This window comes from Kitasatospora sp. NPDC058115 (assembly GCF_042884635.1).
Classification (GTDB): Bacteria; Actinomycetota; Actinomycetes; order Streptomycetales; family Streptomycetaceae; genus Kitasatospora.
In genome coordinates, this window is record NZ_JBHVTL010000009.1 from 192,560 (window position 1) to 216,893 (window position 24,334).

The 24,334-nt window shown below is 75.6% G+C and carries 23 protein-coding genes and 1 riboswitch; of the genes, 14 read left to right on the top strand and 9 right to left on the bottom strand.

The features are described 5' to 3' along the window. Positions 1-71: 71 nt before the first annotated feature. A complete protein-coding gene (locus tag ACFVVL_RS12450; RefSeq protein ID WP_387673932.1) occupies positions 72-1,241 on the bottom strand; it encodes a magnesium and cobalt transport protein CorA in 1,170 nt (389 codons plus the stop codon). A 365-nt stretch (positions 1,242-1,606) separates the two neighbouring features. Further along, positions 1,607-1,788: riboswitch (M-box (ykoK) riboswitch) on the bottom strand. A gap of 294 nt (positions 1,789-2,082) precedes the next feature. Here ACFVVL_RS12450 and ACFVVL_RS12455 point away from each other — a divergent pair. Then, positions 2,083-3,684, top strand: a complete 1,602-nt coding sequence (locus tag ACFVVL_RS12455) for an ABC-F family ATP-binding cassette domain-containing protein (protein ID WP_387673934.1) — start codon at positions 2,083-2,085, stop codon at positions 3,682-3,684. Between the two features lie 124 nt (positions 3,685-3,808). On the opposite strand, the gene ACFVVL_RS12460 is transcribed toward ACFVVL_RS12455, so the two are convergent. The 3 genes from ACFVVL_RS12460 to ACFVVL_RS12470 all read right to left on the bottom strand — a co-directional run bounded on the left by ACFVVL_RS12460 (position 3,809) and on the right by ACFVVL_RS12470 (position 6,166). Continuing rightward, positions 3,809-4,567: a methyltransferase domain-containing protein gene (locus tag ACFVVL_RS12460; RefSeq protein ID WP_387673937.1), complete on the bottom strand. Its 759-nt coding sequence runs from the start codon at positions 4,565-4,567 to the stop codon at positions 3,809-3,811. Positions 4,568-4,691: 124 nt separating this feature from the next. Then, on the bottom strand, positions 4,692-5,402 hold the full coding sequence (locus tag ACFVVL_RS12465) for a lysophospholipid acyltransferase family protein (RefSeq protein WP_387673940.1): 711 nt from the start codon (positions 5,400-5,402) through the stop codon (positions 4,692-4,694). A gap of 566 nt (positions 5,403-5,968) precedes the next feature. Continuing rightward, entirely contained in the window at positions 5,969-6,166 is a 198-nt protein-coding gene (locus ACFVVL_RS12470; RefSeq protein ID WP_387673943.1) for a hypothetical protein, read from the bottom strand. Positions 6,167-6,297: 131 nt separating this feature from the next. Between ACFVVL_RS12470 and ACFVVL_RS12475 the strand changes: the two genes are divergently transcribed. Next, positions 6,298-7,794 (top strand): bifunctional phosphatase PAP2/diacylglycerol kinase family protein, encoded by a 1,497-nt coding sequence (locus tag ACFVVL_RS12475; RefSeq protein WP_380288120.1) that lies wholly within the window; start codon positions 6,298-6,300, stop codon positions 7,792-7,794. A gap of 24 nt (positions 7,795-7,818) precedes the next feature. Further along, on the top strand, positions 7,819-8,679 hold the full coding sequence (locus tag ACFVVL_RS12480; RefSeq protein ID WP_387673947.1) for a class I SAM-dependent methyltransferase: 861 nt from the start codon (positions 7,819-7,821) through the stop codon (positions 8,677-8,679). 65 nt (positions 8,680-8,744) lie between these two features. Here the strand turns inward: ACFVVL_RS12480 and ACFVVL_RS12485 are convergent, their stop codons facing one another. Then, positions 8,745-9,125: a hypothetical protein gene (locus ACFVVL_RS12485; RefSeq protein ID WP_387673949.1), complete on the bottom strand. Its 381-nt coding sequence runs from the start codon at positions 9,123-9,125 to the stop codon at positions 8,745-8,747. A gap of 326 nt (positions 9,126-9,451) precedes the next feature. On the opposite strand from ACFVVL_RS12485, the gene ACFVVL_RS12490 reads away from it, so the two are divergent. Beyond that, complete coding sequence (locus ACFVVL_RS12490) at positions 9,452-9,658, top strand: hypothetical protein (RefSeq protein WP_380288126.1); 207 nt, start codon at positions 9,452-9,454, stop codon at positions 9,656-9,658. 218 nt (positions 9,659-9,876) lie between these two features. Here the strand turns inward: ACFVVL_RS12490 and ACFVVL_RS12495 are convergent, their stop codons facing one another. Next, positions 9,877-11,010, bottom strand: coding sequence for a DUF6745 domain-containing protein (locus ACFVVL_RS12495; protein ID WP_387673952.1), 1,134 nt, complete (start codon positions 11,008-11,010; stop codon positions 9,877-9,879). A 107-nt stretch (positions 11,011-11,117) separates the two neighbouring features. Further along, positions 11,118-11,444: a hypothetical protein gene (locus tag ACFVVL_RS12500; RefSeq protein WP_380288129.1), complete on the bottom strand. Its 327-nt coding sequence runs from the start codon at positions 11,442-11,444 to the stop codon at positions 11,118-11,120. Between the two features lie 240 nt (positions 11,445-11,684). On the opposite strand from ACFVVL_RS12500, the gene ACFVVL_RS12505 reads away from it, so the two are divergent. The 9 genes from ACFVVL_RS12505 to ACFVVL_RS12545 all read left to right on the top strand — a co-directional run bounded on the left by ACFVVL_RS12505 (position 11,685) and on the right by ACFVVL_RS12545 (position 22,481). Further along, positions 11,685-12,638: an STM4015 family protein gene (locus tag ACFVVL_RS12505; protein ID WP_380288131.1), complete on the top strand. Its 954-nt coding sequence runs from the start codon at positions 11,685-11,687 to the stop codon at positions 12,636-12,638. An 83-nt stretch (positions 12,639-12,721) separates the two neighbouring features. Next, positions 12,722-13,699 (top strand): STM4015 family protein, encoded by a 978-nt coding sequence (locus ACFVVL_RS12510; RefSeq protein ID WP_387673956.1) that lies wholly within the window; start codon positions 12,722-12,724, stop codon positions 13,697-13,699. A 10-nt stretch (positions 13,700-13,709) separates the two neighbouring features. After that, on the top strand, positions 13,710-14,960 hold the full coding sequence (locus ACFVVL_RS12515; protein WP_387673959.1) for an STM4014 family protein: 1,251 nt from the start codon (positions 13,710-13,712) through the stop codon (positions 14,958-14,960). A 56-nt stretch (positions 14,961-15,016) separates the two neighbouring features. Beyond that, the gene (locus ACFVVL_RS12520; RefSeq protein ID WP_380288212.1) at positions 15,017-15,889 is read left to right on the top strand and encodes an STM4013/SEN3800 family hydrolase; all 873 of its coding nucleotides are present in this window, start codon (positions 15,017-15,019) and stop codon (positions 15,887-15,889) included. Further along, the gene (locus ACFVVL_RS12525) at positions 15,886-17,283 is read left to right on the top strand and encodes an STM4012 family radical SAM protein (protein WP_387673962.1); all 1,398 of its coding nucleotides are present in this window, start codon (positions 15,886-15,888) and stop codon (positions 17,281-17,283) included. Before ACFVVL_RS12520 ends, ACFVVL_RS12525 begins: the two co-directional genes overlap by 4 nt. Before the next feature lie 11 nt (positions 17,284-17,294). Continuing rightward, a complete protein-coding gene (locus tag ACFVVL_RS12530) occupies positions 17,295-18,227 on the top strand; it encodes an STM4011 family radical SAM protein (protein ID WP_387673965.1) in 933 nt (310 codons plus the stop codon). Positions 18,228-18,292: 65 nt separating this feature from the next. Then, a complete protein-coding gene (locus tag ACFVVL_RS12535; RefSeq protein WP_387673968.1) occupies positions 18,293-19,411 on the top strand; it encodes a DUF6183 family protein in 1,119 nt (372 codons plus the stop codon). Between the two features lie 221 nt (positions 19,412-19,632). Next, on the top strand, positions 19,633-20,016 hold the full coding sequence (locus ACFVVL_RS12540; RefSeq protein WP_380288143.1) for a VOC family protein: 384 nt from the start codon (positions 19,633-19,635) through the stop codon (positions 20,014-20,016). Positions 20,017-20,438: 422 nt separating this feature from the next. Then, entirely contained in the window at positions 20,439-22,481 is a 2,043-nt protein-coding gene (locus ACFVVL_RS12545) for a hypothetical protein (RefSeq protein WP_387673971.1), read from the top strand. 99 nt (positions 22,482-22,580) lie between these two features. Here the strand turns inward: ACFVVL_RS12545 and ACFVVL_RS12550 are convergent, their stop codons facing one another. Further along, positions 22,581-23,081, bottom strand: a complete 501-nt coding sequence (locus ACFVVL_RS12550) for a MarR family winged helix-turn-helix transcriptional regulator (protein WP_387673974.1) — start codon at positions 23,079-23,081, stop codon at positions 22,581-22,583. Positions 23,082-23,214: 133 nt separating this feature from the next. Between ACFVVL_RS12550 and ACFVVL_RS12555 the strand changes: the two genes are divergently transcribed. Continuing rightward, a complete protein-coding gene (locus tag ACFVVL_RS12555) occupies positions 23,215-23,625 on the top strand; it encodes an organic hydroperoxide resistance protein (protein ID WP_387673977.1) in 411 nt (136 codons plus the stop codon). A 103-nt stretch (positions 23,626-23,728) separates the two neighbouring features. Here ACFVVL_RS12555 and ACFVVL_RS12560 read toward each other — a convergent pair whose 3' ends face one another. Further along, complete coding sequence (locus ACFVVL_RS12560; RefSeq protein WP_387673980.1) at positions 23,729-24,133, bottom strand: SHOCT domain-containing protein; 405 nt, start codon at positions 24,131-24,133, stop codon at positions 23,729-23,731. Positions 24,134-24,334 lie beyond the last annotated feature (201 nt).

The window sequence follows — 24,334 nt, forward strand, 5'->3', positions numbered from 1 at the left end:
GGAACCCGCCGCGGCGGCAGTCCTCCGGAGCGGCCGCCGCGCGTCCCCGCCGGCCCCGGACCGGCGGGCCGTCAGAGCCAGTCGCGGCGCTTGAAGATCAGGTAGAGGCTGGTGCAGACGAGGGCCATCAGGGCGATCGCGAAGGGGTAGCCGAAGGCCCAGTGCAGTTCCGGCATCTCGTCGAAGTTCATGCCGTAGACGGTGCCGATCAGGGTGGGGGCGAAGAGGATGGCCGCCCAGGAGGAGATCTTCTTGATCTCGTCGTTCTGGGCGTGGCCGGCCTCGGCGAGCTGCTTCATCTCCTCGTTCTGGCGCTGGGAGACCAGGGTGGCGTTGACGGTGAGGATGTTCTGCAGCATCTGGCGGAAGCCGTCGACCCGCTCGGCGGCGTAGGTGGCGTGGTCGGCGACGTCGCGCAGGTAGCGCTGGAGCTCCTCGTCGGTGCCGTACTTGCCGAAACCGGCCTCCAGGCTCTTCATGATCTCCAGCAGCGGCCGGGTGGCGCGCTGGAACTCGATGACCTCGCGGGAGAGTTCGTAGATGCGCCGGGACACCTGGGGGTCGCCGCCGAACACCTCGGTCTCGATCTCGTCGATGTCGTGCTGGAGGCCGGCGATGACCGGGGCGTAGCCGTCGACGACGGCGTCGAGCACCGCGTAGAGGACGGCCTCGGGGCCGAGCGCCAGCAGTTCGGGGTCGGACTCCAGGCGGCGGCGGACGGCGGAGAGGTCGGGGGCCTGGGAGTGGCGGACGGTGAGGACGAAGTCGGGGCCGACGAACAGGTGGATCTCGCCGAAGTCGACCTCCTCCACGTCGTCCAGGTAGCGGGCGGCGCGCAGCACCACGAACAGGGTGTCGCCGTAGCGCTCCAGCTTGGGCCGCTGGTGGGCGACGATGGCGTCCTCGACGGCCAGTTCGTGCAGGTTGAACCGCTCGGCGGCCTCCAGCAGCTGGGCCTCGGCGGGGCGGTAGAGCCCGATCCAGGCCATGGTGCCGGGCTTGCCGGGCAGTTCGCGGTAGACGTCGGCCAGGTTGGCGGACGACTGCACCCGGTGGCCGTCGCGGTAGACGGCCGCGTCGACGACGGAGCGCTCCAGGCTCACCTGCTCGGCCGGCTGGTCCGGGCGCGGGTCCATGGAGTGCTCGGGGGCGGGCAGGGGCGCCGCGCCGCCGGACGGGGCGACGGGACGGGAGAAGGGACGCTTGCTCGCGCGCACGGCGCGCACACGCCAGTCGGACATGTCGGGGTACCTCCGCGGTTCGGTGGCCGCCGCACCCCGGACGTCGCAGGTCACGGGTGCGGGGGCGGGCGGGAGGCGCCCGGCCGTCCTCCACCGCGCACGGCGCCCGGGCCGCGCACGGCCGCACCGGGGTCAGCGGCGGGCGGTGCGGCGGCGGGGGTCGGGAGCGGTACGGGAGGAGGGGTGCCGGGTGCCGGGAAGAGTGGGGGACGTCCTGGGGCGGGGCCGACTTCGACCCGGACTGCCACTGCACTCCACTGCTCTCACCTCCTCGCCGTCGGGGCGCCCTCGAAGGGTCGCCGTTCCCGGGCCATCAGGAGGATCCACGCGCCGGGGCGGGCGCACGCGGGCGCCACGACGGCGGGTGGGCACCCCTGATCTCGTCAGAGCTTTGGCACGCCACGGCGTAGCGCCCCGGCTTCCCGGGGTGCAGCCACTTGGGGTCACCCCTTAGGCCGGGGAGACCTGTCCTGACCCTGGGCGTCTCTCGACGTCGTGGGGTCAGTGGCCTGTGTCCGTGGCGACGCCTCACCGAACGAGGTGCCTTCACAACCTCCACGAGTCTAGTACCCGCCGGAGGCTTCCTTCGACCGGGGGTCGGGCGGCGGTCCTCCGCCGGGCGCGTCCGGCGGCACCGCCCCCGCCTGACGCCGCGTCACCCGCGCGCCGTCCGGGCGGCGCCGCTCGGGGCGGGGCGGACCCGGTCCCCGGGAAAACCGCGTGCGCCCGCCCCGCGTCGCGGACTACCCTCGGCCCCATGTCGACGCCCCGCATCTCCTAGCCGACGGACCCACCTCCACGCCACCCGTGTGTCCGTTCGCCGTTACGGAGCGTCATCTCCTTGATCACCACCCGTGGTGTCGACGTGCGCGTCGCCGCCCGCCTGCTGCTGTCCGACATCACCCTCCACATCGCCCCCGGCGACCGCATCGGCCTGGTCGGCCGCAACGGTGCCGGGAAGACCACCCTGCTCGCCACGCTGGCCGGACGGCTGCGCCCGGCCGCCGGCACCGTCACCCGCACCGGCCCGGTCGGCCACCTCGCGCAGGACTCCCGCGCCGCCGACCCGGCCGTGACCGTCACCGACCGGATCCTGTCCGCGCGCGGCCTGGACACCGCCGTCCAGGAGCTGCGCGCCGCCGAGCACACCATGGCCACCGCCGCCGACGAGCGCGGACAGCGCCGCGCCATGGCCGCCTACACCCGGGCCGAGGCCGAGTTCCAGGCCCGCGGCGGCTACCCGGCGGAGGCCGAGGCCGCGCGGGTCGCGGCCGGCCTCGGGCTGCCCGACCGGGTGCTGGACAGCCCGCTCGGCGCGCTCTCCGGCGGCCAGCGGCGCCGGGTCGAGCTGGCCCGGATCCTGTTCGCCGACCACGGCACCCTGCTGCTCGACGAACCCACCAACCACCTCGACGCGGACGCCGTCGGCTGGCTGCGCGGCTACCTGGCCGGCTACCCGGGCGGGCTGGTCATGATCAGCCACGACGTGCCGCTGCTCGCCGCCACCGTCAACCGGGTGTTCCACCTCGACCCGCAACGCGCCACGATCGACGTCCACAACACCGGCTGGGCCGCCTACCTGGCGCAGCGCGCGGCCGACGAGCGCCGGCGCGCCCGCGAGCGGGCCAACGCCGAACGCAAGGCCGCCGCCCTGCACGCCCAGGCCGACCGGATGCGGGCCAACGTGGCCACCGCCGTCACCGCCCGCTCGATGGCCCGCCGGGCCGACCGGATGCTCGCCGCGCTCGAACCCGTCCGCCGCGCCGAGCACACCGCGCGCATCCGGCTCCCCGAGCCGGCGTCCTGCGGCCGGATGCCGCTCGGCGCGGTCTCGCTCACCAAGTCCTACGGCGGACGCGTCGTGCTCGACCGGCTCGACCTCGCCGTCGACCGGGGCAGCCGGCTCGTCGTGCTCGGCCCCAACGGGGCGGGCAAGACCACCCTGCTGCGGATCCTCGCCGGCCGGGAGGCCCCGGACGGCGGGCGCGTCGTGCCCGGGCCCGGGCTGCGGCTCGGCTACTTCGCCCAGGAGCACGACACCCTCGATCCGGGCCGCACCGTCCGGGAGAACCTCGCCTCGGCCGCGCCCGGGCTCGGCGACGGCGACGTGCGGAACGTCCTCGGCGCGTTCCTGTTCCGGGGCGACGACGCGGACAAGCCGGCCGGGGTGCTGTCCGGCGGCGAGAAGACCAGGCTCGCGCTGGCCGGGCTGGTCCACTCGGGCGCCAACGTGCTGCTGCTCGACGAGCCCACCAACAACCTCGACCCGGCCTCCCGGGCCGAGGTGCTGGCGGCGGTCGGCGGCTACCCGGGCGCGATCGTGCTGGTCACCCACGACCCGGGGGCGGTGGAGGCGCTGCGGCCGGACCGGGTCCTGCTGCTGCCCGGCGGGGACGAGGACCTGTGGAGCGAGGAGTACCTCGACCTGGTCGCCGAGGGGTAGGCCGGCCGGGTCTCCCCGGCGCCGGGAGCGGTGCCGGGGAGCGGTGCCGGGGAGCGGTGCCGGGGAGCGGTGCCGGGGAGCGGTGCCGGGGAGCGGTGCCGGGGAGCGGCGGCCCGGGGCGGCGTCAGGGTTCGCGCGCCTCGATGAGGAACCGGGCGGAGTGGGCGACGAACGGCCCCTCCGCCCGGATCAGGGCGTCCAGCTCGCGCAGCCGCGCCCAGTGCGCCTCGACGGTGAAACCCGGCACCATCCAGATCACCTTGCGCAGGAACCAGACCACCGCGCCGATGTCCAGGAACTCGACCCGCAACCGCTCGGAGCGCAGGTCGACCACCTCCAGCCCGGCGGCCCGGGCGGCGGCCGCGGCGTCCTCGGGCCGCCGGGCCCGGCGCGCCTCCGGCTGGGGCCCGAGGAAGAACTCGACCAGCTCGAACACCGAGGCCGGCCCCACGTGCTGGGCCAGGTAGCTCCCACCGGGGCGCAGCACCCGGGCGATCTCCGCCCACCACACGGTCACCGGGTGACGGCCGGTCACCAGGTCGAAGGCGTCGTCGGTGAACGGCAGCGGGGGCTCGTCCGGGTCCGCCACCACGACGGCGCCGAGCGGGTGGAGCACGGCGCTCGCCCGGGCCAGGTTCGGCGGCCACGCCTCGGTGGCGGCCATCGTCCGGGGGAACCGGTCCGCGACACCGGCCAGCACCTCCCCGCCGCCGGTCTGCACGTCCAACGCCGCCGAGGCACGCGCCAGGCGCTCCCCCAGCATCCGCTGGTAGCCCCAGGACGGGCGCTCCTCGGTGGCCCGGCCGTCCAGCCAGGAGAAGTCCCAGCCGTCGACCGGGGCCCGGGCCGCCTCGTCCACCAGCTCCTCGAACGTACGCTCCATGCCGCCCATCCTGCCCCGTCCGCCCCGGACCCGCCCCACGGCCGGGCGGCGATCAGCTCCTTGCCGCAGCGGTCACGGAAGTGCGGCGATCGGCCCGGCCGGCGGTGGTCCGGAGCCGGCCGGCTCACGGCTCCCCGGGTGACCCCGCATCCCACCCGGCGCGGCGGGCGGCGACCGTCCAGGCGGCGGTGACGGCGTGGTGGGCCCGGGCGGTTGCCTCGGCGGTGTCGGCCGGGAGGCGCAGGGGGGCGCCGAGGTGGACGTGGAGGGTGGGGCGGCGGACGGGCGCGGTGGCGAGGCCGGCGAGCTGCTTCACCGGACCGCCGGAGGTGAGCCGGCGGGACCCGGCCTGGCCGAGCGGGACCACCGGTGCTCCGGTGGCCCGCGCCAGCCGGGCCAGGCCGCTGCGGAACGGGCGGGGCGGCTGTTCCCCGGAGTCGCGGCGGCGGGGCAGCCGGCCCTCGCCGTAGATCAGCACGACCCGCCCGGCGGCCAGCGCCTCGGCCGCCGCGTCGAGCGACTCCGCCGCCCGCACGGTGCCCCGGTGGACGGGTATGTGGCCCTCCCGGCGCAGTGCCGGGCCGAGTACGGGGATCCGCCACAGCCCGGCGGTGGCCAGGACCACCGGCCGGGCGCCGAGCCGGTGCAGGGCGGCGAGCACGACGGCGGGGTCGGCGAGCGAGGTGTGGTTGGCGGCGACGATGCTGCCCGGCGCGGGGCCGGCGGAGTCGGCGGAGTCGGCACCAGCCGCGACGTGGGCGCCGTCGGCGGTCTCGGCCGTGATCTGCAGGCGGCCGAAGGCGGGCAGGAGAAGGGCGGAGGCGCGGCTCAGCATGGCGGTGACGTCGGTCCTCGGTGACGGGTGCGGGGTCCTGTCGGCCAGTCTGCGCGGGCCCGCCGGACGGCGCCTGAGTACCCGTACTCAGCCCGGTGCGGACAGTACCCCGGGTCGGGCCTGCAGCGGGAGCACCATCCCCTCCTCGGCCGCGATCACCTCGCCCGGAAAGGCGCTCCGGGCCCCGGCGGTCGAGCGCGTGCGGTCGCCGCCGGGCCCCGCGACGGGTCGCCCCTGCCCCGGCCTCCACCGCACTCGTCGGGTGGGGGTCGCCAGCGTCCGGCAGTTTCATACCTGGAGCGTGGCGCCGGCGATGAACAGGTCCGCTCCCGCGACCGGCCGGGCCAGGGCGGGGTCCGGTCCCGCGTCGGGTCGGACCCGGCGAGGTCAGCCGCACTCCGGCGTGCGGAACGTGATGCGGCAACAGCGCGGTGTCGAGCCGGAACGGTCCCACCCGGTGGCTCGACGGAAGCGGGTGCACGTCGGGGACGTCGAGCAGGTCCTCCGATCACGCCGGGCGCGCAGTACAGGGGCAGGCGCGCGCGGCACAGCGGACCGACGTCCGCTCAGTGGTCGGGGTGCTCGTGCGTGATCACGACCGCGTCCACGTGTCCGTCGGGGCAGTGCTCCGGCAGTCGCGGGAACGTCGTGTGGCCGAGGTCCGGCACCAGCCGGAAGCCGTCGCACTCCAGCCGGAAGCCGCTGGCGCCGCGCCCGGCCCCGGGCCGGGCCCCACGCGTCCCCGGTACGGTCGGTCCGCGCACCAACCGATGCCCTCACGGGTGGTCCGCCGCGCCCGGAGGACCTGTGCGGTGACCGCGACGTCCGGGCCGGAGCCGCGCTCCGGCGCCGCTCGCCCGGCGTGATCGGGGGGAGTTGGCCTAGGGTAGGGCGGATGAGGCGACTGGACGTGATCGATCAGACCCTGTTCCAGCGGATCGCCGTGGCCCGCCGCCCGTTCGGCGCCGGGTCGCGGCTCGGGCCGTGGCTGCGCGGACTGAGCCGGGCCGCCGACCACGGGGTGCTGTGGTTCGGCGCGGCCGCGGTGCTCGGGGCCGTCGGCGGGCGGTCCGGGCGGCGGGCGGCCCTGCGCGGGGTGGGTTCGCTGGCCCTCGCGTCGTCGGTGGCCAATGTGGCGGCCAAACAGCTCACCCGCCGGCCGCGTCCGCTGCTCGACCCGGTGCCGGCCGCCCGGCGGCTGCTCCGCCAGCCGGTCACCACCTCCTTCCCCTCCGGTCACTCGGCCTCCGCCGCGGCCTTCGCCACGGCCGTCGCGATCGAATCGCCGGTGGCGGCCGCCGTGGTGGCCCCGGTGGCGCTCGCGGTCGGGGCCTCCCGGGTGTACACGGGAGCGCACTATCCGGGCGACGTCCTGGCGGGGTTCGCGCTCGGCTCCTCGCTCGCGGCGCTCACCCTGCGCTGGTGGCCCCGCTCCAGCGACGTGCCGCCGTCGGCCGCGCCGCCGCGCCGGCCGGCCCCGGCGCTGCCCGAGGGGGCGGGCCTGTCGGTGGTGGTCAACTCCGGTTCCGGCAACGGCGCGCTGACCTCCGACGGCCCCGAGGAGACGGCCGCCGCCCTGCGCGCGCTGCTGCCCCGGGCCGACGTCCGGCTCTGCGGGCCCGGGGACGACCTGCCCACGCTGCTCGCCGAGGCCGCCGACCGGGCCGCGGAGGCCGGCGGAGCGCTCGGCGTCTGCGGGGGCGACGGCAGCGTCAACCTGGCCGCCGGGCTGGCCGTCGAACGGAACCTGCCGCTCGCCGTCTTCCCCGGCGGGACCCTCAACCACTTCGCGCTGGACCTCGGCATCGACGGCATCGAGGCGACCGCCGCCGCCGTGACCGCCGGGCGGGCGTGCGGGGTGGACCTCGGCCTGGCCGCCGACGACACCGAGCGCCGCCACTTCCTCAACACGTTCAGCCTGGGCGTCTACCCCGAACTGGTCCGGGTGCGCGAGGCGTTCGAGGACCGGCTGGGCAAGTGGCCGGCGCTCGCGGTCGCCACCGCCCGGGTGCTGGCGAGCGCCGAACCGGTCACCGTCCGGGCCGGCGGGCGCGAGCGCCGGCTCTGGCTGCTGTTCGCCGGCAACGGCGCCTACGACCCGCCGGGCTTCGCCCCCACCCACCGGACCGGCCTCGCCGACGGCCTGTTGGACGTCCGGGTGGTCGACGGCGGACGGCCGTTCGCCCGGACCCGGCTCGCCGCCGCGTTCCTGTCGGGGACGCTCGCCCGCTCCCGGGTGTACCACGCCGCCCGGATCCGGGCCCTCGACCTCGAAGCCCTGGGCGACGCCGACCGGATCGCCGTCGACGGCGAGTCCGTTCCGGCTGCCGGCGCCCTCCGGCTGGCCAAGGCCCACCGGGCCCTGACCGTCTACCGGCCCGGGAGGGACTGACCGGGGCACCGGTACCGTGACCGCATGAGTGATCCTGGCCGCGACGACGAACCGACCGGTCCGACCGGTCCCTCCGTCGCCCCGCTCCGCTCCCTCACCCGCTTCTACGACCGGCTGGCCCCCGGCTACCACCTGGTGTACGCCGACTGGGAGGCGAGCGTCGCCGAGCAGGGCGCGAGTCTCGACGCGCTCCTGCGCGCCCGGCTCGGCGACGCCCCCGCGGACGTGCTCGACTGCGCCTGCGGCATCGGCACCCAGGCGCTCGGGCTGGCCGCGCGCGGCCACCGGGTCACCGGCACCGACCTCAGCCCGGTGTCCGCCGCGCGGGCCGCGCGCGAGGCGGCGGCGCGCGGGCTGCGCCTGCCCACCGCGGCCGCCGACATGCGCCGGCTGCCCTGCCCGGACGGCCGTTTCGACGCCGTGGTGTGCGCCGACAACGCGCTGCCGCACCTGCTCACCGCCACGGACGTGCGCGCCGCTCTCGCCGAACTGCGCCGGGTGCTGCGCCCCGGCGGACTGCTGATGCTCTCCACCCGCCCCTACGACGACCTCCGGCGGGACCGGCCGACGGCGACGGAGCCCCGGGTGTCGGTGGACGGCGACGGCCGGCGGGTCGTCTCCTTCCAGCTGTGGCACTGGCACGAGGACGGCGAGCGGTACGACCTGGAACTCTTCCGGCTCACCGGGCCGCCGGACGGGAACGACCAGGACTGGGGCCCGGTGAGCGTGCACCGCGCCACGTACTGGGCGCTCACCCGGGACCGGCTCGCCCGGTTCGCCACCGAGGCGGGCTTCACCGCCGTGGAGTGGCAGCCGCCCGCCGCCACCGGCTTCTTCCAGCCGGTCCTGCTCGCCCGCGCCGGACGGCCCGTCGGCACCGGCTGACGCGATCGCGCACAGGGTCCAGCACCCGCCCGCCCGGCCGGCACCGTCCGGCGCGTTCCAGGGCGTCACTCCAGCTCGACGTCCTTCGCGCCGTCGATCAGGTTGACCGGGCCGGAGATGTCGCCGGTCACCGACTGGTTCCCGACGGGAGCCGCGTACGCGGCCGGGGTGGTGCCCGGAGGGGGTGGAGCGCCCGGTGAACCGCTCTTGATCCTGACGTTGCCGTCCGCTCCCCGCACCAGGTTCACGGACCCTCGCACGTTCGCCGCGACGTGCTGGCCGCCCCCACCGGCCCCACCTCCGGCCCGGTGCTGGAGCACCAACCCCCAGACGGTCACCGCCAGGGCGGCCACGGCGACGAACAGTCCCGTCACGCCGGCCACCCAGCTGGACTTCTCCCACCCCACGCTGCCGAAGTACCCGATGAGGCCGCCTGCGGCAGCCACCGCCACGGTTCCGCCCGCCCACGCCATCGCTCTTCCCGACATGGCAGCATCATCGGCGATGCGCCGGGCCGGTGGCGCGGGATCGCGGCGCATGCACTCGATCGGGACATCCGCGTGACGGACTCGTCATTTCCGTCCCAGGCCAGCCGTATGATCATCCGTTAGAACGATCGCCGAGTGGCCCTCCATTCGATGCAAACCCTGCTCAACGACGGGCTCGGCCCGGACGACACGATCAGCAACCCGTTCGGGTGACATTCCTTTCTATGACGCGGCGCCGGTATCTAGGGTTCGAAGTACCGTTGGTCCACGAAGGGATAACCATCATGTACCGCACCGTCCGTACGTTCGCCGTCCTCCTCGCCGCCGTCGGCGCCGTTTCCCTGCCCACCCAGGCCTTCGCCGACGAGGTGACGGTCAACACCACGACCATCACCGTCATCGGCACCGGCAACCAGCTCGCCGGCGGCGAGATCACCAACGTCGGTGGCGACGCCGTCATCGGCTCCTTCGACGGCATCGACGTCCACTGATCCCACCACCGCACCCAACCCGCACCGCCCGCGCCCGTCCCAGGCGCGGGCGGTGCCGCGCGCCCTGGCGGGCGTCAGGCGCGGCCGCCGAACGGCTGCCGGGGCGCCCGGCCGCCCCGTTCGCCGGATGGGCCCGGCGGAACGCCGCCGCCTCCCGGTGACCGGGCCCGGTCCCGCGCCGCCGACCGGAGCGGGCCGTACGGCGGAGCACCACGCGCTCAGGTCTCGCGCTGCGGGTGGTACTCCGCCTCGGTTATGCCGAAGGTCCAGGCCACCCCGGCGCGGGCGGTCATCGTGGTCGGCGGCACCCGCAGCCAGTAGGTGCGGAAGGTGCCGTCGGGCTCGGCGGTCGAGTTGACCACCTCGACCATCACCACCGACTCGTCGGCGGGCAGGTCGATCCGCCAGAGCCGGCCGGTCTCGTCCTGGTGCACCGGGACGGCTCCGGCGTCGGACAGGTAGCGCTCGTAGCCGTAGTGCTCCAGCAGGACGCGGCGCAGCTCGGCGTTCTCCTCGGTACGGATCCGCTCGACGGTGACGTCGCCGAGCCCGGCGAGGAAGTCGGCGGGCACCGGCATGCCACGCCAGGCGTGCAGGTCGAAGCCGTCGGAGTAGGCCAGGGCCGGGCCGTCGGCGTGGTCGAGCCGGCCCGCCTCGTCGCGGTGCAGCGCCACCGGGCGCTCGCTGATCAGCACCACGTCCGCGTACGGCCACCACCAGCCGGCGCCGCGCGCGACCTCGGCCAGCGCGGCGATCGCCCCGCCCTCGGGGCCGCCCGGCGCGCCGGGCGCCGTGCCCAGCACCCCGGCCGCCTCGAAGGCGGCGAACCAGGGCGCGTCGTGCTGACCGCGCACGGCGTCGAGCAGCGCGATCCGGACCGTGGTCCGGCGCTCGCGGGCGGCCTCGATCACGTCGTCCTCGTCGTTCTCGGTGTCCGGCTCGGGCGCGAGCCGGTCGAGGACGGCCCCGCGGATCCGGTCGGCCAGCGCGTTGGTCACCGGGCCGAGCTCGGCGCCGGTCAGCGCCCACAACGGCGCCCAGCCGGCCGCGCCGGTCCGCTCGACGGCCTGCCGGCGCACCGCGTCCCACGGCAGGGTCCGCACCGCCTCGCGCACCGTCACGGCGCCCGCCGCCCGCAGCTCCAGCGCCGCCTCCACGGCCGCCAGCGGCGAGCCGAACCACCGGACGGCGGCCGGTTCGGCCAGGCCCACGGCCCGGTACGCGGCCCGCACCGCCCGCTCGACGCCGGCCCGGTCCGCCGGGCCGGTGGCGGCCGCCGCCGCCCGCCAGCGGGCCGTCACCCCGGCCGCCCCGCCCGCCACGGGGGCCGGTGCCGTCTGTCCAGTCACCATCACACTCTCCGTTCCCGCCCGGGCACCCCGCCCGGCCGTGCCGCGGGCGCCGCGCGCCCGCCCCGATCCATGTCCCTCGTCCGCGCTCCCCGGCGCGCCGCCGTCCGTCAGTCCGCGACCATCCGCACCGCGCCCGGCACGTACTCGCGCTGGCGGACCACCCGGTACCAGCCCTTGGGCAGCGGGATGGCCGCGTGTTCCTCGTGCACCACCCGGCCGCCCTCCGGCAGGTGCAGCCACGCCGTGCCGAGCTCCCCCGACTCGCGCCGCAGCTCCCCCGGGCCGACCACGGCGTGCGCGTGGCCCGTGACCTCGCCCAGCGCCAGCACCAGCCGCCCCCGGGTGTCCCGGGGCTGCGCGGCCAGCGACCCCACCCGGGCCGGCACCGCCTCCTCCACCACCGGCACCATCAGCACATCTCCTTGACGGAACATCAGCCCTCCCTGACCGACTCGACGACGCAGCGCAATCCCACGCCACGGACCCTAGGGCAGGGGTCCGACAACGACGCCCGGTGCCCGGGTGACGGCGGTGCCGCACGGGGCCGGCGGGACGCCCGGGGACTGCCGGGGAGGGAGCGGACAACGCGCCCGGGCGAGGCCCCCGGCACCGGATTGTCGGTCGGGGCTGGTAGACACTTGTTCGGCCCGCACCGACCCTCCGAGGAGCAGCGCATGACGGTCAACAACCACATCGAGGAGTTCCACGGCCTTCCCGTCTTCGACTTCGTCGCGGCCGTCGACGGAGGCTCCGAGCTGCCCGAGCCGGCCGCCGCGGCCTGGAAGATCGCCGTCGAGTTCGAGGCCGAGGAGGACTGGGCGGCGCGCTGGCGGCAGTTCCTGGACCGCGTGGACAGCACCCGGGTGACCGCCGTGGTGGTCGGCGAGTGGTCGCAGGACGGACCGGAGAGCTTCGCCGGGCCGCTGGCCGCGATCCTCGGCGCCGCCGAGCGGCTGCCCGCCCTGCGCGGCCTGTTCATCGGCGACATCACGTACGAGGAGAACGAGATCTCCTGGATCGACATGACCGACGTGACGCCGGTCCTGACGACCTTCCCGCTGCTCACCGAGCTGGTCGTGCGCGGCGCCTCCGAGGAGTCGGTCGAGGGCGACGGCGTCGGGCTCCGGCCGGTGCGGCACGAGCACCTGCGGGCACTGCGGTTCGAGTCCGGCGGCCTGCCCGCCGCGGTGCCGCAGGCGGTCGCGGCGAGCGAACTGCCCGCGCTGGAGCGGCTGGAGTTCTGGCTCGGGGTGGCGAACTACGGCGGCACCACCCGGCTGGAGGACCTCCAGCCGTTCCTGGAGGGCGCGCGCTTCCCCGCGCTGCGCCACCTCGGCCTGCAGAACAGCGAGATCCAGGACGAGATCGCCGCCGCCCTCGCGCACGCCCCGGTGGTGCCCCGGCTGGAGTCGCTGAACCTGTCCATGGGCGTGTTCACCGACCAGGGAGCGACGGCGCTGCTGGAGGGCCAGCCGCTCACCCACCTCACGTCCCTCGACCTGCACCACCACTACCTCACCGAGGCCATGCAGCAGCGGCTGCGCGAGTCGCTGCCCGGCGTGGCGATCGACCTCTCCGAGGCCGGCAAGCCGGACGACCGGTGGCGCTACGTCGCCGTGGCCGAGTAGCCCGCGGGCCGGCCCGCCGTCGACCCGCTCCTCCCGTCCGCTCCAGCGCCGCCGTCCGCATCCACCCAGCACCAGCACCAGCCATGCCGCCCAGGGGGGCACCCGTGTTCATCACCAACCACGCCGACCGCTTCCTCGACCTGCCGGTCGTCAACCTCTCGCTCAACGAGCCCGACAGGCACCGGCGGCGTCTGCTGACCGACGAGCTGCCCGCGGCGGACGCCGCCGCCTGGCGGCTGTCGGTCGGCTACGGCGCCGAGCAGGGCTTCGACGAGCTCTGGTCGGCCTTCCTCGGCGCGGTCGACCCGGCCGGCGTCCGCGCCCTGCTCATCGGCCCCTGGTGGATGCGGGACTACGGGCCGGTGGCCGACACGCTCGCCCGGATCGTCGCCGACGCCGAACGGTTCCCCGCCCTGGAGGCGCTGTTCATCGCCGATGTGACCTCCGAGGACTGCGAGATCTCCTGGCTGGAGATGTCGGACGTCACCCCGGTCCTGAAGGCCTTCCCGGGGCTCACCGAGCTGGTCGTGCGCGGCGGCAACGGCCTGCGCCTCGACCCGGTGCGCCACGACCGGCTGACCGGTCTGAGGTTCGAGAGCGGCGGGCTGCCGGACGACGTGGTGCAGGCCGTCGCGGCGTGCGAACTGCCCGCGCTGGAGCGCCTGGAGCTGTGGTTCGGCGCGGACGAGTACGGCGGCGACGCCACGATCGGCGACCTCGCGCCGATCCTGGCCGGCACCCGGCTCCCGTCGCTGCGCCACCTCGGCCTGGAGAACAGCGAGTTCCAGGACGAGATCGCGGCCGCCGTCGCGCACGCGCCGGTGGTGGCGCAGCTGGATTCGCTCAGCCTGGCGATGGGCGTGCTGAGCGACGACGGCGCCGCGGCGCTGCTCGACGGCCAGCCGCTCACCCACCTCACGTCCCTCGACCTGCACCACCACTACCTCACCGAGGCCATGCAGGAGCGGGTGCGCCAGGCCCTTCCGGGCGTGGACGTCGACCTCTCCGACGCGGAGGAGGACGACGAGGACGAGTGGCGCTACGTCGCGGTGGCCGAGTAGGCGGGCACCGATGCTGACGACCACCCCCCGGAGCGCCGGCCCCCGGAGCGCCGACCGCGCCCGTGCCCCGCAGCCCGCCGGGCCGGAGCGCCCCGTCCGGCCGGAGCACCGGCTCCCGCCGGACGGGCGGCTGACCGTGCTCGGCAACCCCGGCCACCGCCGGGTGACGCTGTTCGCGGCCGCCGCCCGGGCCGCCGGGCTGCCCGAGCCCGCCGTCCTGTCCTGGCTCGACCTGCTGCGCGGCGCGTACCGGCTGCCCGAGGGCACCGTGCTGCGGATCGAGTCGCCCGGCGAGGACGAAGCGGTGGATGCGCTGCTGCGCGGACCGGCGCTCGGCGGGCAGTACGCGCCGACCCGGGTCGAGGGCGGCGCCGCCTGGTACGCCGGGGTGACGGCCGCGCTGCGCGCGCTGGCCGGCGCCCCCGGGGTGCGGCTGCTCGGGGACCCGGAGGAGATCGCCGTGATGTTCGACAAGCGGCGGGCGCACGCGCTGCTGTCGCGCGCCGGCGTGCCGGTGCCGCGCGCGCTCGGCGGGGCCGCCGTCACGGGCTGGGAGGACCTCCGCGCCCGGCTGGACGCCGAGGGCCTGCGCCGGGTGTTCGTCAAACCCTGCCACGGCTCCTCCGCCTCGGGGGTGGTGGCGCTGGAGTTCGGTCCGCGCGGCCAGCTGCGGGCCACCACCTCGGTGGAGCTCGCCGACGGGCGGCTGCACAATTCGCTGCGCGTCCGCCGCTACCGGGAGGAGCGGCTGGTCGCGGAGCTGGTCGACCGGCTCGCCCCGGACGGCCTGCACGTCGAGCAGTGGGTGCCGAAGGCCTCCCAGTCGGGCCGCTCCGCCGACCTGCGGGTCGTCGTGGTCGCCGGGCGGGCCACCCACGCGGTGGTCCGCACCAGTGCCCAGCCGATGACCAATCTGCACCTCGGCGGCGCCCGGGGCAGCCTGGAGCTGGCCCGGGAGGCCGCCGGACCGGCCTGGCCCGACCTCCTGGAGACGGCGGAGCGGGCGGCCGCCTGCTTCCCGAACTCCCCGGTGGTCGGCGTCGACGTGCTGCCGACCGCCGCGTGGCGGCGGACCGTGGTCGGCGAGGTCAACGCCTTCGGTGACCTGCTGCCCGGCCTCACCGGACTGCCCGGCGGCCCCGCCGAGGGCCTCGACACCTATGCCGCCCAACTCGCCGCCCTCGGCGCCGCCCCCAACGGGCGCGCGCCCCGGCCGGCACCCGAACCGACGATCCACCCACGTACGGAACAGCCCCGATGAACCACCGCGTCAGCACCCCCGCCCCGGCGCCCGCCGCCCCGGCCGGCTCCCCCGACATGAACGCCGTGATCGGCAGCCACGACCTGCTGCTCGTCACGCTCGACACCCTGCGCTTCGACGTCGCCGAGGAACTGGCCGCCGCCGGACGGATCCCCCACCTGGCCGCCCACCTGCCCGGTGGGCGGTGGGAGCGGCGGCACTCCCCCGGCAGCTTCACCTACGCCGCCCACCAGGCGATCCTGGCCGGCTTCCTGCCGACCCCGGCCTCGCCCGACGGGCCGCACCCGCGCCTGTTCGCCGCCCGGTTCGCCGGTTCGGAGAGCACCGCACCGCGCACCTGGGTGTTCGACGCCCCGGACCTGCCGGGCGCGCTGGCCTCCGTCGGCTACCGCACGGTCTGCATCGGCGGCGTCGGCTTCTTCAACAAGCAGGGCCCGCTGGGCTCGGTGCTGCCCGGGCTCTTCCAGGAGAGCCACTGGTCGCCGGAGATGGGCGTGCCCTCGCCGACCTCCTTCGAGGAGCAGGTCGCCCGGGCCGAGCAGGTCGCCGCCGAACAGCCCGCCGGCCGACCGCTCTTCCTCTTCGTCAACGTCTCGGCACTGCACCAGCCGAACTGGTTCCACCTGCCCGGCGCGACCCGCGAGCACGGCGACAGCCGGGCCAGCCATGCCGCCGCCCTGGAGTACGTGGACGCCCACATCGGCCGGCTGTTCGCGGCGATGAGCGCCCGCCGGCCGTGCTTCGCCGTCGTCTGCTCGGACCACGGCACGGCCTACGGGGAGGACGGCTACACCGGCCACCGGATCGGCCACGAGGTGGTCTGGACGGTGCCGTACGCCCACTTCACGCTCCCCGCGAGCACCCCGCCGTCGGCCGCACCCGCCGCCGCCCCCGCACCCGCCGCCACGCCCGCCGAGGAGTCCGCATGACCACCGCCCCGGCGCCCGCGCCCGCAACCGGATCCGCGTCCGTACAATCGACCGACGACCCGCCGTACGCGCCCCCGTACCAGTCGTACGTCTACGCCTACCCCCACAAGACCGCGTACCGCGAGCTGCCGGACCGCCCGGCGCTGCGCGAGCTGTGGGCGGGCGAGCCGCAGCACGCGCTCTCGCTCTACCTGCACATCCCGTTCTGCGAGGTGCGCTGCGGCTTCTGCAACCTGTTCACCCGGATCGGCGGCCCGGACGGCCTGACCACGGCCTACCTGGACGCCCTCGAACGGCAGGCGGACGCCGTGCGGGCGGCGCTCGACGAGGGCGCCCGGTTCGCGCTCGCCGCGTTCGGCGGCGGCACCCCCACCTACCTCGGCGCGGCCGAGCTGGAGCGGCTCTGCGACATCGCCGAGCACCGGATGGGCGCCGACCTCCGGGCGGTCCCGCTGTCGGTCGAGGCCTCCCCCGCCACCGCCACCGCCGACCGGCTCGCGGTGCTCGCCGAGCGGGGCACCACCCGGCTGAGCCTGGGCGTGCAGTCCTTCGTCGACGCGGAGGCCCGCTCGGCGGTCCGCCCGCAGAAGCGCGCGGACGTCGAGGCCGCGCTGGACCGGATCCGTGCCGCCGGGTTCCCGGTCCTCAACATCGACCTCATCTACGGCATCGACGGCCAGACCGAGGCCAGTTGGCTGCACTCGCTGGACGCCGCGCTGGCCTGGCAGCCCGAGGAGCTGTACCTCTACCCGCTCTACGTGCGCCCGCTGACCGGACTCGCCCGGCGCGGGGAGGCGGAGAGCCCGGCCCAGTGGGACGCCCGCCGGCTCGCGCTCTACCGGAGCGGGCGCGACCACCTGCTCGCCCACGGCTACGAGCAGGTGTCGATGCGGATGTTCCGCCGGGCGGCCGCCCCGCAGGCCGGGGTGAGCGAGTACGCCTGCCAGACCGACGGCATGGTCGGTCTCGGCTGCGGCGCCCGTTCCTACACCTCCCGGCTGCACTACTCCTTCGACTACGCGGTGGACGCCACCGAGGTGCGCCGGATCATCGACGACTACGTGGCCACCGAGACGTTCGACCGTGCGGTGGTCGGCCGGGCGATGACCCCGGCCGAGGCGCGCCGGAGGCACCTCGTGCAGTCGCTGCTCCAGGCCGAGGGGGTGGCGCTCGCCGAGTACCGGGCCCGGTTCGGCAGCACGCCGGGCGAGGACTTCCCGGCCGAACTGGCGGCGTTCACGGCCCGCGGCTGGCTCGCGGACGGCGCCGACGGCTCGGACGGTGCCGGGCGGCTGCGGCTGTCCCCCGAGGGGCTGGCGCACTCGGACGCCGTCGGGCCGATGCTGTTCTCGCCCGAGGTGCGCACGCTGATGGCCGAATACGAGGCGAAATGACCTTCCTCGGCATGCCCACCGCCGCACCGGCCGCCACCCACCGACCGGCCGCCCACCGACCGGCCGCCTCCGGCCCTCCGCCCGAGCAGGCTCTCGACCTCAGCATCCTCTACCGGGGCCCGCTGGCCTCCTGCGACTACGACTGCCCGTACTGCCCGTTCGCCAAGCGGCGCGACACCCCCGGGCAGCTGCGCGCCGACCGGGCCGCGCTGGAGCGGTTCACCGGCTGGGTGGCCGGCCGCGCCGGCACCGGCGACACCCTCTCGGTGCTGTTCACCCCCTGGGGCGAGGGGCTGGTGCGGTCCTGGTACCGGCGCGCCATGGTCGAGCTGAGCCGGCTGCCGCACGTCCGCCGGGTCGCCGTCCAGACCAACCTCAGCTGCCGCACCGGCTGGCTGGCCGAGGCGGACCTCGGCTCCCTGGCGCTCTGGGTCACCTACCACCCCGGCCAGGTCGGCCACGACCGCTTCCTCGCCAAGTGCCGCGAGCTCGACGCCCTGGGCGTGCGGTACAGCATCGGGGTGGTCGGGCAGCCCGAGCATCTGGCGGCGGCCCGGCGGCTGCGCGCCGAGCTGTCCCCGGCGGTCTACCTCTGGATCAACGCCGCCGAGGGCCGCACCTACACCGACGCGGAGGCGGCCGACTGGACCGCCCTCGACCCGCACTTCGGCTTCAGCCGCCACGCCCACCCCAGCGCCGGCCGTCCGTGCCGCACCGGCGAGTCGGTGGTGTCGGTCGACGGCGACGGCACGGTCCGCCGCTGCCACTTCGTCCGCGAGGAACTCGGCAACCTCTACGACGGCTCCTACCGGCCCCGGCTCGGCCCGCGCCCCTGTCCCCTGCCGGTCTGCGACTGTCACATCGGCTACGTCCACCTGGAGACCCTGCCGCTGTACGACGTCTTCGCGGGCGGCGTCCTGGAGCGCGTACCCGGCGCCTGGTGACGGCAGAACCGGGGAAAGGGGCCGGGGAAAGGGGCCGGGGCGGCCGGACGCATAGGCTCTGGGCCATGGCTGACCAGATAGCGAAGATCGTCGCGGAGCTGCCGGGACTGAGGGACGTCACCGAGGTGGAGGCGGTGATCGACGACCGGGTCGCACAGGGGGACGCCGCCTTCGCCGCGGACCTCGGCATCGCCCTCGCCGGGACGTACGGCACCGGGCGGATGCCGCAGTACCGGTACGTCTTCGACCACCTGCTCCGGCTGCTGACCACCACCGCTCCCGGGAACGTCCCCCAGGCGGTGCGGCTGATCTCCTCGGACGAGGTCGCCGGCAGGAAGCCGGAGCCCTACACGGCCTCGTTGCTCGCCTCCAGCCACGGGGCGGCCGACCTGGCCGTGGCGTTCACCGGCCGGTCCTCGGAGGAGTTGCGGGCCTGCCTGGTCCAGGAGCTGGTCCTCAGGGGCGTGGTCGTCGAGGACACGCCGGGGATCGCGGGCTGGGTGACGTCGCCGCACTGGAGTCAGCACCCGCTGGGCCGGCTGCCCCTGACGCTGTCCGAGGTGGAGGCGCACGCGGATCTGCCGAGCTACTCCGTCCGCGGCAGCGGCCACTCGATGCCGTACGGGCCCTCGATGAACCGCGAACCGGCGGTGATCACCGACGTGCGTGTCCCCTCGGCCCAGGAGGCGACGACACCGGCCACTGCCGAGGCGATGGGCGCGGCCGTGGCGAACTGGGCCGAAGAGTCCAACGGGTGCATCGAGGCGCGCGTGTTCGACCTCGCCGAACCCCTGGACCCCGAGTCGGTCCCGACCGTGCTCCTGGCCCTGGGACTGGAGTGTCTGCACGGAGCGGGGAAGGAGGCCCCGCTGTCGGTGACCGTCCGGACGCCCGCCCAGGCATGGCGCGTGCTCTTCGCCGCGGCGTCGACGGGAGGGGCGTACAACCACGGCTCCTACGGCGCCTACGGCCGGCTGGCGGCCTGGCGGTCGCTGGCCTCGCTGGCCGGAAGCCCGGCGGGCGCCACCGTCGCCGAGATCGAAGCACGGGCACTGGACTGCGTCTGGCGCGGCTTCGGCGCCGGCACGTGGTGGTTCGAGCAGGTGGCCTGGGACATCGGTCTGGCCGTGCTCGCCCCGGACCGTCGGCGCCTGGCCGTGCTCGCCGCGACCGATACCGACTGACACCGACCGGCACCGACCGGCAACGCCGAAACCGCCCGCAGCCCGGCACCCCGGCCGCCGATCCCGCTCCGTGCGGCCCGCCCGGCGGCGGCGACGTCACCCCGGCGTGACGCCCCGTCGCCCGCCGGACACACCGGGCCATGCCCGGCGTCCGCCGGTCGTCCCGCATGGCCACCCCCGGCCGGACGTACCTAGGCTGGAGGGACAAGGAGGCGATCAGCATGCTTGGAGACGCACCCCTGGTGGCGATCATCCCTGCCGCAGACCTGGCCCGGGCGAAGACCTTCTACACCGACACCCTCGGCCTCAAGCTCACCGAGACCGGCCCGGAGGGTGACCTGACCTTCGAGTGCGGAGGCACCGAGTTCGGCATCTACGAGACTCCCAGCGGAGGCCAGGCCGCCCACACCCTGGCCAGTTTCAAGGTCCCGGACCTGGACGCCGAGATGGCCGCGCTGCGCGGCAGAGGCGTGGTGTTCGAGGACTACGACGTGCCCGGGCTGAAGACCGTCGACGGCGTCGCGGAGGCCGAGGGCATGCGCGCCGCCTGGTTCAAGGACAGCGAGGGCAACATCCTCTGCCTGAACGAGCGGGCCGCCGGCTGACGACCGCCCGCCGGCGACCGCCGGCTCCACCCTCCGAACGCCCGGCCGGGACGAACCCGGCCGGGCGTCGGCACGCCCACGGCCGCCCGATCACCGGGCCCCGCCCCGGCCGCGGAAAGCGATTCCCCTCCACCACGCATCACCGCCCCGGTCGAACGGGAATGTCCGCACACGGATCTCCCGGCGGAATGACCCCTTGATCGAATGTCCGGATTGCGACGGTATTCCACGTCTTGGGCGCTCTGCATCGTTTGAGGAGTGAGGGGCTTTTTGTCGGCCCACGCCCGACCCGTACCCCCGACGATCGGCGGGGGTCGCGAGCAGGGATTTGACGTCGGCCGATCACCTTGGGGATAGTCCGTTCCGGGCCGACGGGCGATACCACCGATCTCCTGCTCGGGGGCGAGGAGACCGGGGGGCGCATGCAATTTCCGAAAGCCGTGGGGGCGGTCCTGTCGGCCGCGCTGGCCGCGCCCCAGATGCACATCGGTGCCGCCCCGAGGGCACTCGTCGACCCGGCCGCAGCCGTCGCGCCCGCCGCAACGGGTGCCGAATCGTTCCTGCAGATCGTCGCGCACCAGGACGACGACATCCTCTTCATGAACCCGGACCTCAGCCGGCAGTACGCGGCGCCGTCCGTCACCGTCTACCTGACCGGCGGCGAGACGACGGGCACCCCGTTCCCCGGCCCGTGCGCCTACTCGGCGAGCCGGGACACCGGCGCCCGGGCCGCGCACGCGCGGCTGGCCGGCGTGAGCGAGCCCACCTGGAACACCGCCGCACTACGGCTGAGCAGCGGAAAGATCGTCCAGGTGGACACCCTGGACCAGGCGCCGCAGATCAAGCTGGTGTTCCTCCGGCTGCACGAGGGCGGTGATGCGAACTACCCCGGCGGCGGCAACCGGGCCACCCTGGACACCCTGTTCAACGAGGGCCCCGGCGGGCCGTCCCACCAGGCCACGCTGGGCAGCCTCCCGGCGGACGGGGCGTGCGACCCCGCGTACGCGAACCAGGACTACACCCACGACGAACTCGTCGCCACGCTCACCGAACTGATGGAGCGGTTCCGCCCGACCGTGCTGCGCGCCCAGGACCCGCGCGTGCCGTACGGGTACAGCCGGGACCCGCTCAATCCGGCCGATCACAATGATCACATCGCCGCCGCGCGATTCGCCGGAAAGGCCGCACTCGGATATCACGGACCGGACGGAAACGGCCGGGTGATGCTCCGGAACTACCGCGACTACAACGTCCGGATGGACCCGCCGAATCTCCCCGCGAGCACTGCGAAGGAGAAGAAGAAGACCTTTCTCGCCTATCTGGGCCCGAAGCGCCCCGCGAGTGGGGGCGGATGGTATTCCGGCGCCCACGATCCCCTGCCGGATCCGGACGAGGCGCATTTCTACGCGGACTTCCCGGCCCGTCAGTATCCGCGCTGGTCGAACGGAACCGCCTGGGCGGCGCAGGACGGCAGCGGCGCGCTGAACGCCTTCGCGGTGCTCGACAGCCGGGTGCAGGTCTGGCGCGAGTCCGAGCCGGGCGGCGCGTGGGGCGGGCCGGTGCCCGTCCCCGGCGGCGAGGGCCTCGCGTCCGGGCTCGGCGTGGTGCGGGACTCCGCCGGGCTGCTCCACCTGTTCGGCGTCCGGCTGGACGACGACCGGATCGTCACCGTCGCCCAGACCGCCCCGGGCAGCTGGGGCGAGTGGACGGTGCTCGGCAACCCGGACCCCGCCACCCCGGGATTCGTCGGCAGTCCCGTCCCGGTCCTCGGCGGTGACGGGCGGCTGACCGTCTTCGTCCGCAACGCGGGCGGCGGCGTCAGCGCGCTGACCCGACTGCCGGACGGCAGCTGGCCGGCCGACTGGGCCGACCTCGGCGGCACCCGGGTGCGGGACGGCCTGGCCGCCGTCCTCGCCGCCGACGGCCGGGTCGAGCTGTTCGCGCCGACCACGGACGGCATCGGGCACTGGCGGCAGTCGGTGCCCGGCGGCCCCTTCGCCCGGGACGCCGCCTTCCTCGGCCCGGCCCCGGCCGGGCCGGTGACCGCGGGCCGCACCGCCGACGGCCGGCTGGAGCTCTACTTCCACCAGGCCGGCACCGGACAGGTCGTCACCCGCTCCGTCCGGCCGAACGGTTCCTGGACCACCACGCCCGAGTCGATGGGCGGCCCGGCCGGCCTGGAGGGCGTGGCCTCGGTGACCGGAACCGACGGCCGGACGACCGTGGTCATCCGCAACGACGCCGGCGGGGTCAGCCTGGCGTCACGGCCGGCCGCCCAGCGGGGCTCGGGAACGCAGTGGTCCGACCTCGGCCGGCTGATCGTCGGCGCGCCGGCCGTGGCGCTCGACGCCGCCGGCCGCCGCGTCGTCCTGACGCTCGGGCCGGATGCCGTCCTGCGCACCGCGCGGCAGGCCGATCCCGGAGCCGACAGCCCCTTCGGCCCCTGGCAGCAGGCCGGGGACTGAACGACCGGCGGGCCGGGGGCCGAGCGGTGACCGGCGAACCGCACGCCCGGGCGGCCGGGGGCCGGACCCGTCCGGCGACCCCCCGACCCCCGCGGCCGCTCAGCCCTCCGCGGCGAGCCCGGGCACGGCGGTGTCGAGCGCGAGGGTGACCTGGTCCAGCAGGCCGCGCAGCGCGGCCATCTCCTCGACGGGCAGCCCGGTGGCGGCGAGCAGCCGGCGGGGCACCCGGCCGGCCCGCTCGCGCAGGGCGGAGCCCTCGCCGGTGAGGCCGACGGTGACCGAGCGCTCGTCCTCGGGGCTGCGCTCGCGGCGCACCAGACCTGCCGCCTCCAGCCGCTTGAGGAGCGGGGAAAGGGTGCCCGAGTCGAGCCGGAGGTGCTCGCCGATCCGCTTGACCGGCAGGTCGCCGTGCTCCCAGAGGACCAGCATGACCAGGTACTGCGGGTAGGTCAGGCCGAGGTCCTTCAGCAGCACCCGGTAGACGCTCCCGAAGGCACGGGAGGCGGCGTTCAGCGAGAAGCAGATCTGCCGGTCCAGGCGGAGCAGATCGGCGTCGTCGGGCAGGTCGGGCAGCTCGGGCAGCTCGGTCGTGGCGCTCATGGCTCCATGGTAGCGACACCGCACGCGCCATTGAGTTGTGCGCAATTGAATTGCGTGCTCTACTTGTCCTCGGCAGGCGGCCCGCCGGACCGCCGCACCGAGACTTCGAACCGCAGGACGGAAGGGAACGGACATGGACGCGCTCTACACCGCAGTCGCCACCGCCAACGGCCGGGAGGGCCGGGCCGTCAGCTCCGACGGCCGGCTGGACCTCGCCCTGGCGATGCCCCCCGGCCTCGGCGGCAGCGGGGAGGGCACCAACCCGGAGCAGCTCTTCGCGGCCGGCTACGCCGCCTGTTTCGCCAGCGCGCTGGGCCTGGTCGGCCGACAGGCGAAGGTGGACACCGGCGACGTGTCGGTGACCGCCGAGGTGTCCATCGGCCGGGACGGCGAGGGCTTCGGCCTCGCCGTGGTGCTGCGGGTGGAGCTGCCCGACGCCCTCGCGGGCGAGACCGGCGAGCTGCTGGTCAAGAAGGCGCACGAGGTGTGCCCGTACTCCAACGCCACCCGGGGCAACATCCCGGTCGAGCTCGTCGTCGAGTAGGCGGAAGCCGTCAACGGGCGGTCGAGGGACGACTGGTCGACTTGTCGACCTTCGGGCGCCCGCCGGGGCCCCGTCGCGCAGGTGCGCGGCGGGGCCCCGGGCGTCAGCCGGCCGGCCTCTCGGGCGGCTGGGGCGGCGCGGGCGGAACCGGCGGTGGACCGCCACCGGGCCCATCGCCCGACCCACCGCCAGGCCCGCCGTGAGCCTCCCGCAGGACCGCCAGGCGGTGCCGGTACTCCTCCGCGTCGATCTCACCGCGCGCGAACCGCTCCGCGAGGACCTGCTCGGGCACCGGCACCGGCGGCGCCCCGCCCACCGGCCCGGCCGGGCCCGACGGACCGGCGGCCCACGGGCCCCTGGACGGCGGCGCGGCCGACCGCGACTGCCGGACCAGGACCACCGCGACGGCCACCAGCGCCAGCAGCACCAGCAGCAGCCCCAGCGCCATCAGCCCGAGGCCCCACCCTCCGAACCCATGGCCGTAGCCATGGCCGTTCCAGTGCGTCATCACGACCTCCTCACCACCCCGGTGAGCAGGCAACGGCCGTGACGGCCGGCCCGCACCGCGGCGATCGGCGCCCCACCACCATCGTGCGCCCGTGCCCGTCGGAGCGGCGTCAGGAAGCGAACCGCACCGGGAGCCGGCAGCACCGGGAAACCGGCGCCGCCGCGAAGCGGGCCGCGGCAGGGCACGCGGAACCCGCGAGCC

Excerpts from the sequence above, each read along its gene's own strand:
- ACFVVL_RS12450 (WP_387673932.1), bottom strand. The coding sequence starts at position 1,241 with ATGTCCGACTGGCGTGTGCGCGCCGTGCGCGCGAGCAAGCGTCCCTTC.
- ACFVVL_RS12460 (WP_387673937.1), bottom strand. The coding sequence starts at position 4,567 with ATGGAGCGTACGTTCGAGGAGCTGGTGGACGAGGCGGCCCGGGCCCCG.
- ACFVVL_RS12465 (WP_387673940.1), bottom strand. The coding sequence starts at position 5,402 with ATGCTGAGCCGCGCCTCCGCCCTTCTCCTGCCCGCCTTCGGCCGCCTG.
- ACFVVL_RS12475 (WP_380288120.1), top strand. The coding sequence starts at position 6,298 with ATGAGGCGACTGGACGTGATCGATCAGACCCTGTTCCAGCGGATCGCC.
- ACFVVL_RS12480 (WP_387673947.1), top strand. The coding sequence starts at position 7,819 with ATGAGTGATCCTGGCCGCGACGACGAACCGACCGGTCCGACCGGTCCC.
- ACFVVL_RS12490 (WP_380288126.1), top strand. The coding sequence starts at position 9,452 with ATGTACCGCACCGTCCGTACGTTCGCCGTCCTCCTCGCCGCCGTCGGC.
- ACFVVL_RS12495 (WP_387673952.1), bottom strand. The coding sequence starts at position 11,010 with ATGGTGACTGGACAGACGGCACCGGCCCCCGTGGCGGGCGGGGCGGCC.
- ACFVVL_RS12500 (WP_380288129.1), bottom strand. The coding sequence starts at position 11,444 with ATGTTCCGTCAAGGAGATGTGCTGATGGTGCCGGTGGTGGAGGAGGCG.
- ACFVVL_RS12505 (WP_380288131.1), top strand. The coding sequence starts at position 11,685 with ATGACGGTCAACAACCACATCGAGGAGTTCCACGGCCTTCCCGTCTTC.
- ACFVVL_RS12510 (WP_387673956.1), top strand. The coding sequence starts at position 12,722 with ATGCCGCCCAGGGGGGCACCCGTGTTCATCACCAACCACGCCGACCGC.
- ACFVVL_RS12515 (WP_387673959.1), top strand. The coding sequence starts at position 13,710 with ATGCTGACGACCACCCCCCGGAGCGCCGGCCCCCGGAGCGCCGACCGC.
- ACFVVL_RS12520 (WP_380288212.1), top strand. The coding sequence starts at position 15,017 with ATGAACGCCGTGATCGGCAGCCACGACCTGCTGCTCGTCACGCTCGAC.
- ACFVVL_RS12525 (WP_387673962.1), top strand. The coding sequence starts at position 15,886 with ATGACCACCGCCCCGGCGCCCGCGCCCGCAACCGGATCCGCGTCCGTA.
- ACFVVL_RS12530 (WP_387673965.1), top strand. The coding sequence starts at position 17,295 with ATGCCCACCGCCGCACCGGCCGCCACCCACCGACCGGCCGCCCACCGA.
- ACFVVL_RS12535 (WP_387673968.1), top strand. The coding sequence starts at position 18,293 with ATGGCTGACCAGATAGCGAAGATCGTCGCGGAGCTGCCGGGACTGAGG.
- ACFVVL_RS12540 (WP_380288143.1), top strand. The coding sequence starts at position 19,633 with ATGCTTGGAGACGCACCCCTGGTGGCGATCATCCCTGCCGCAGACCTG.
- ACFVVL_RS12545 (WP_387673971.1), top strand. The coding sequence starts at position 20,439 with ATGCAATTTCCGAAAGCCGTGGGGGCGGTCCTGTCGGCCGCGCTGGCC.
- ACFVVL_RS12550 (WP_387673974.1), bottom strand. The coding sequence starts at position 23,081 with ATGAGCGCCACGACCGAGCTGCCCGAGCTGCCCGACCTGCCCGACGAC.
- ACFVVL_RS12555 (WP_387673977.1), top strand. The coding sequence starts at position 23,215 with ATGGACGCGCTCTACACCGCAGTCGCCACCGCCAACGGCCGGGAGGGC.
- ACFVVL_RS12560 (WP_387673980.1), bottom strand. The coding sequence starts at position 24,133 with ATGACGCACTGGAACGGCCATGGCTACGGCCATGGGTTCGGAGGGTGG.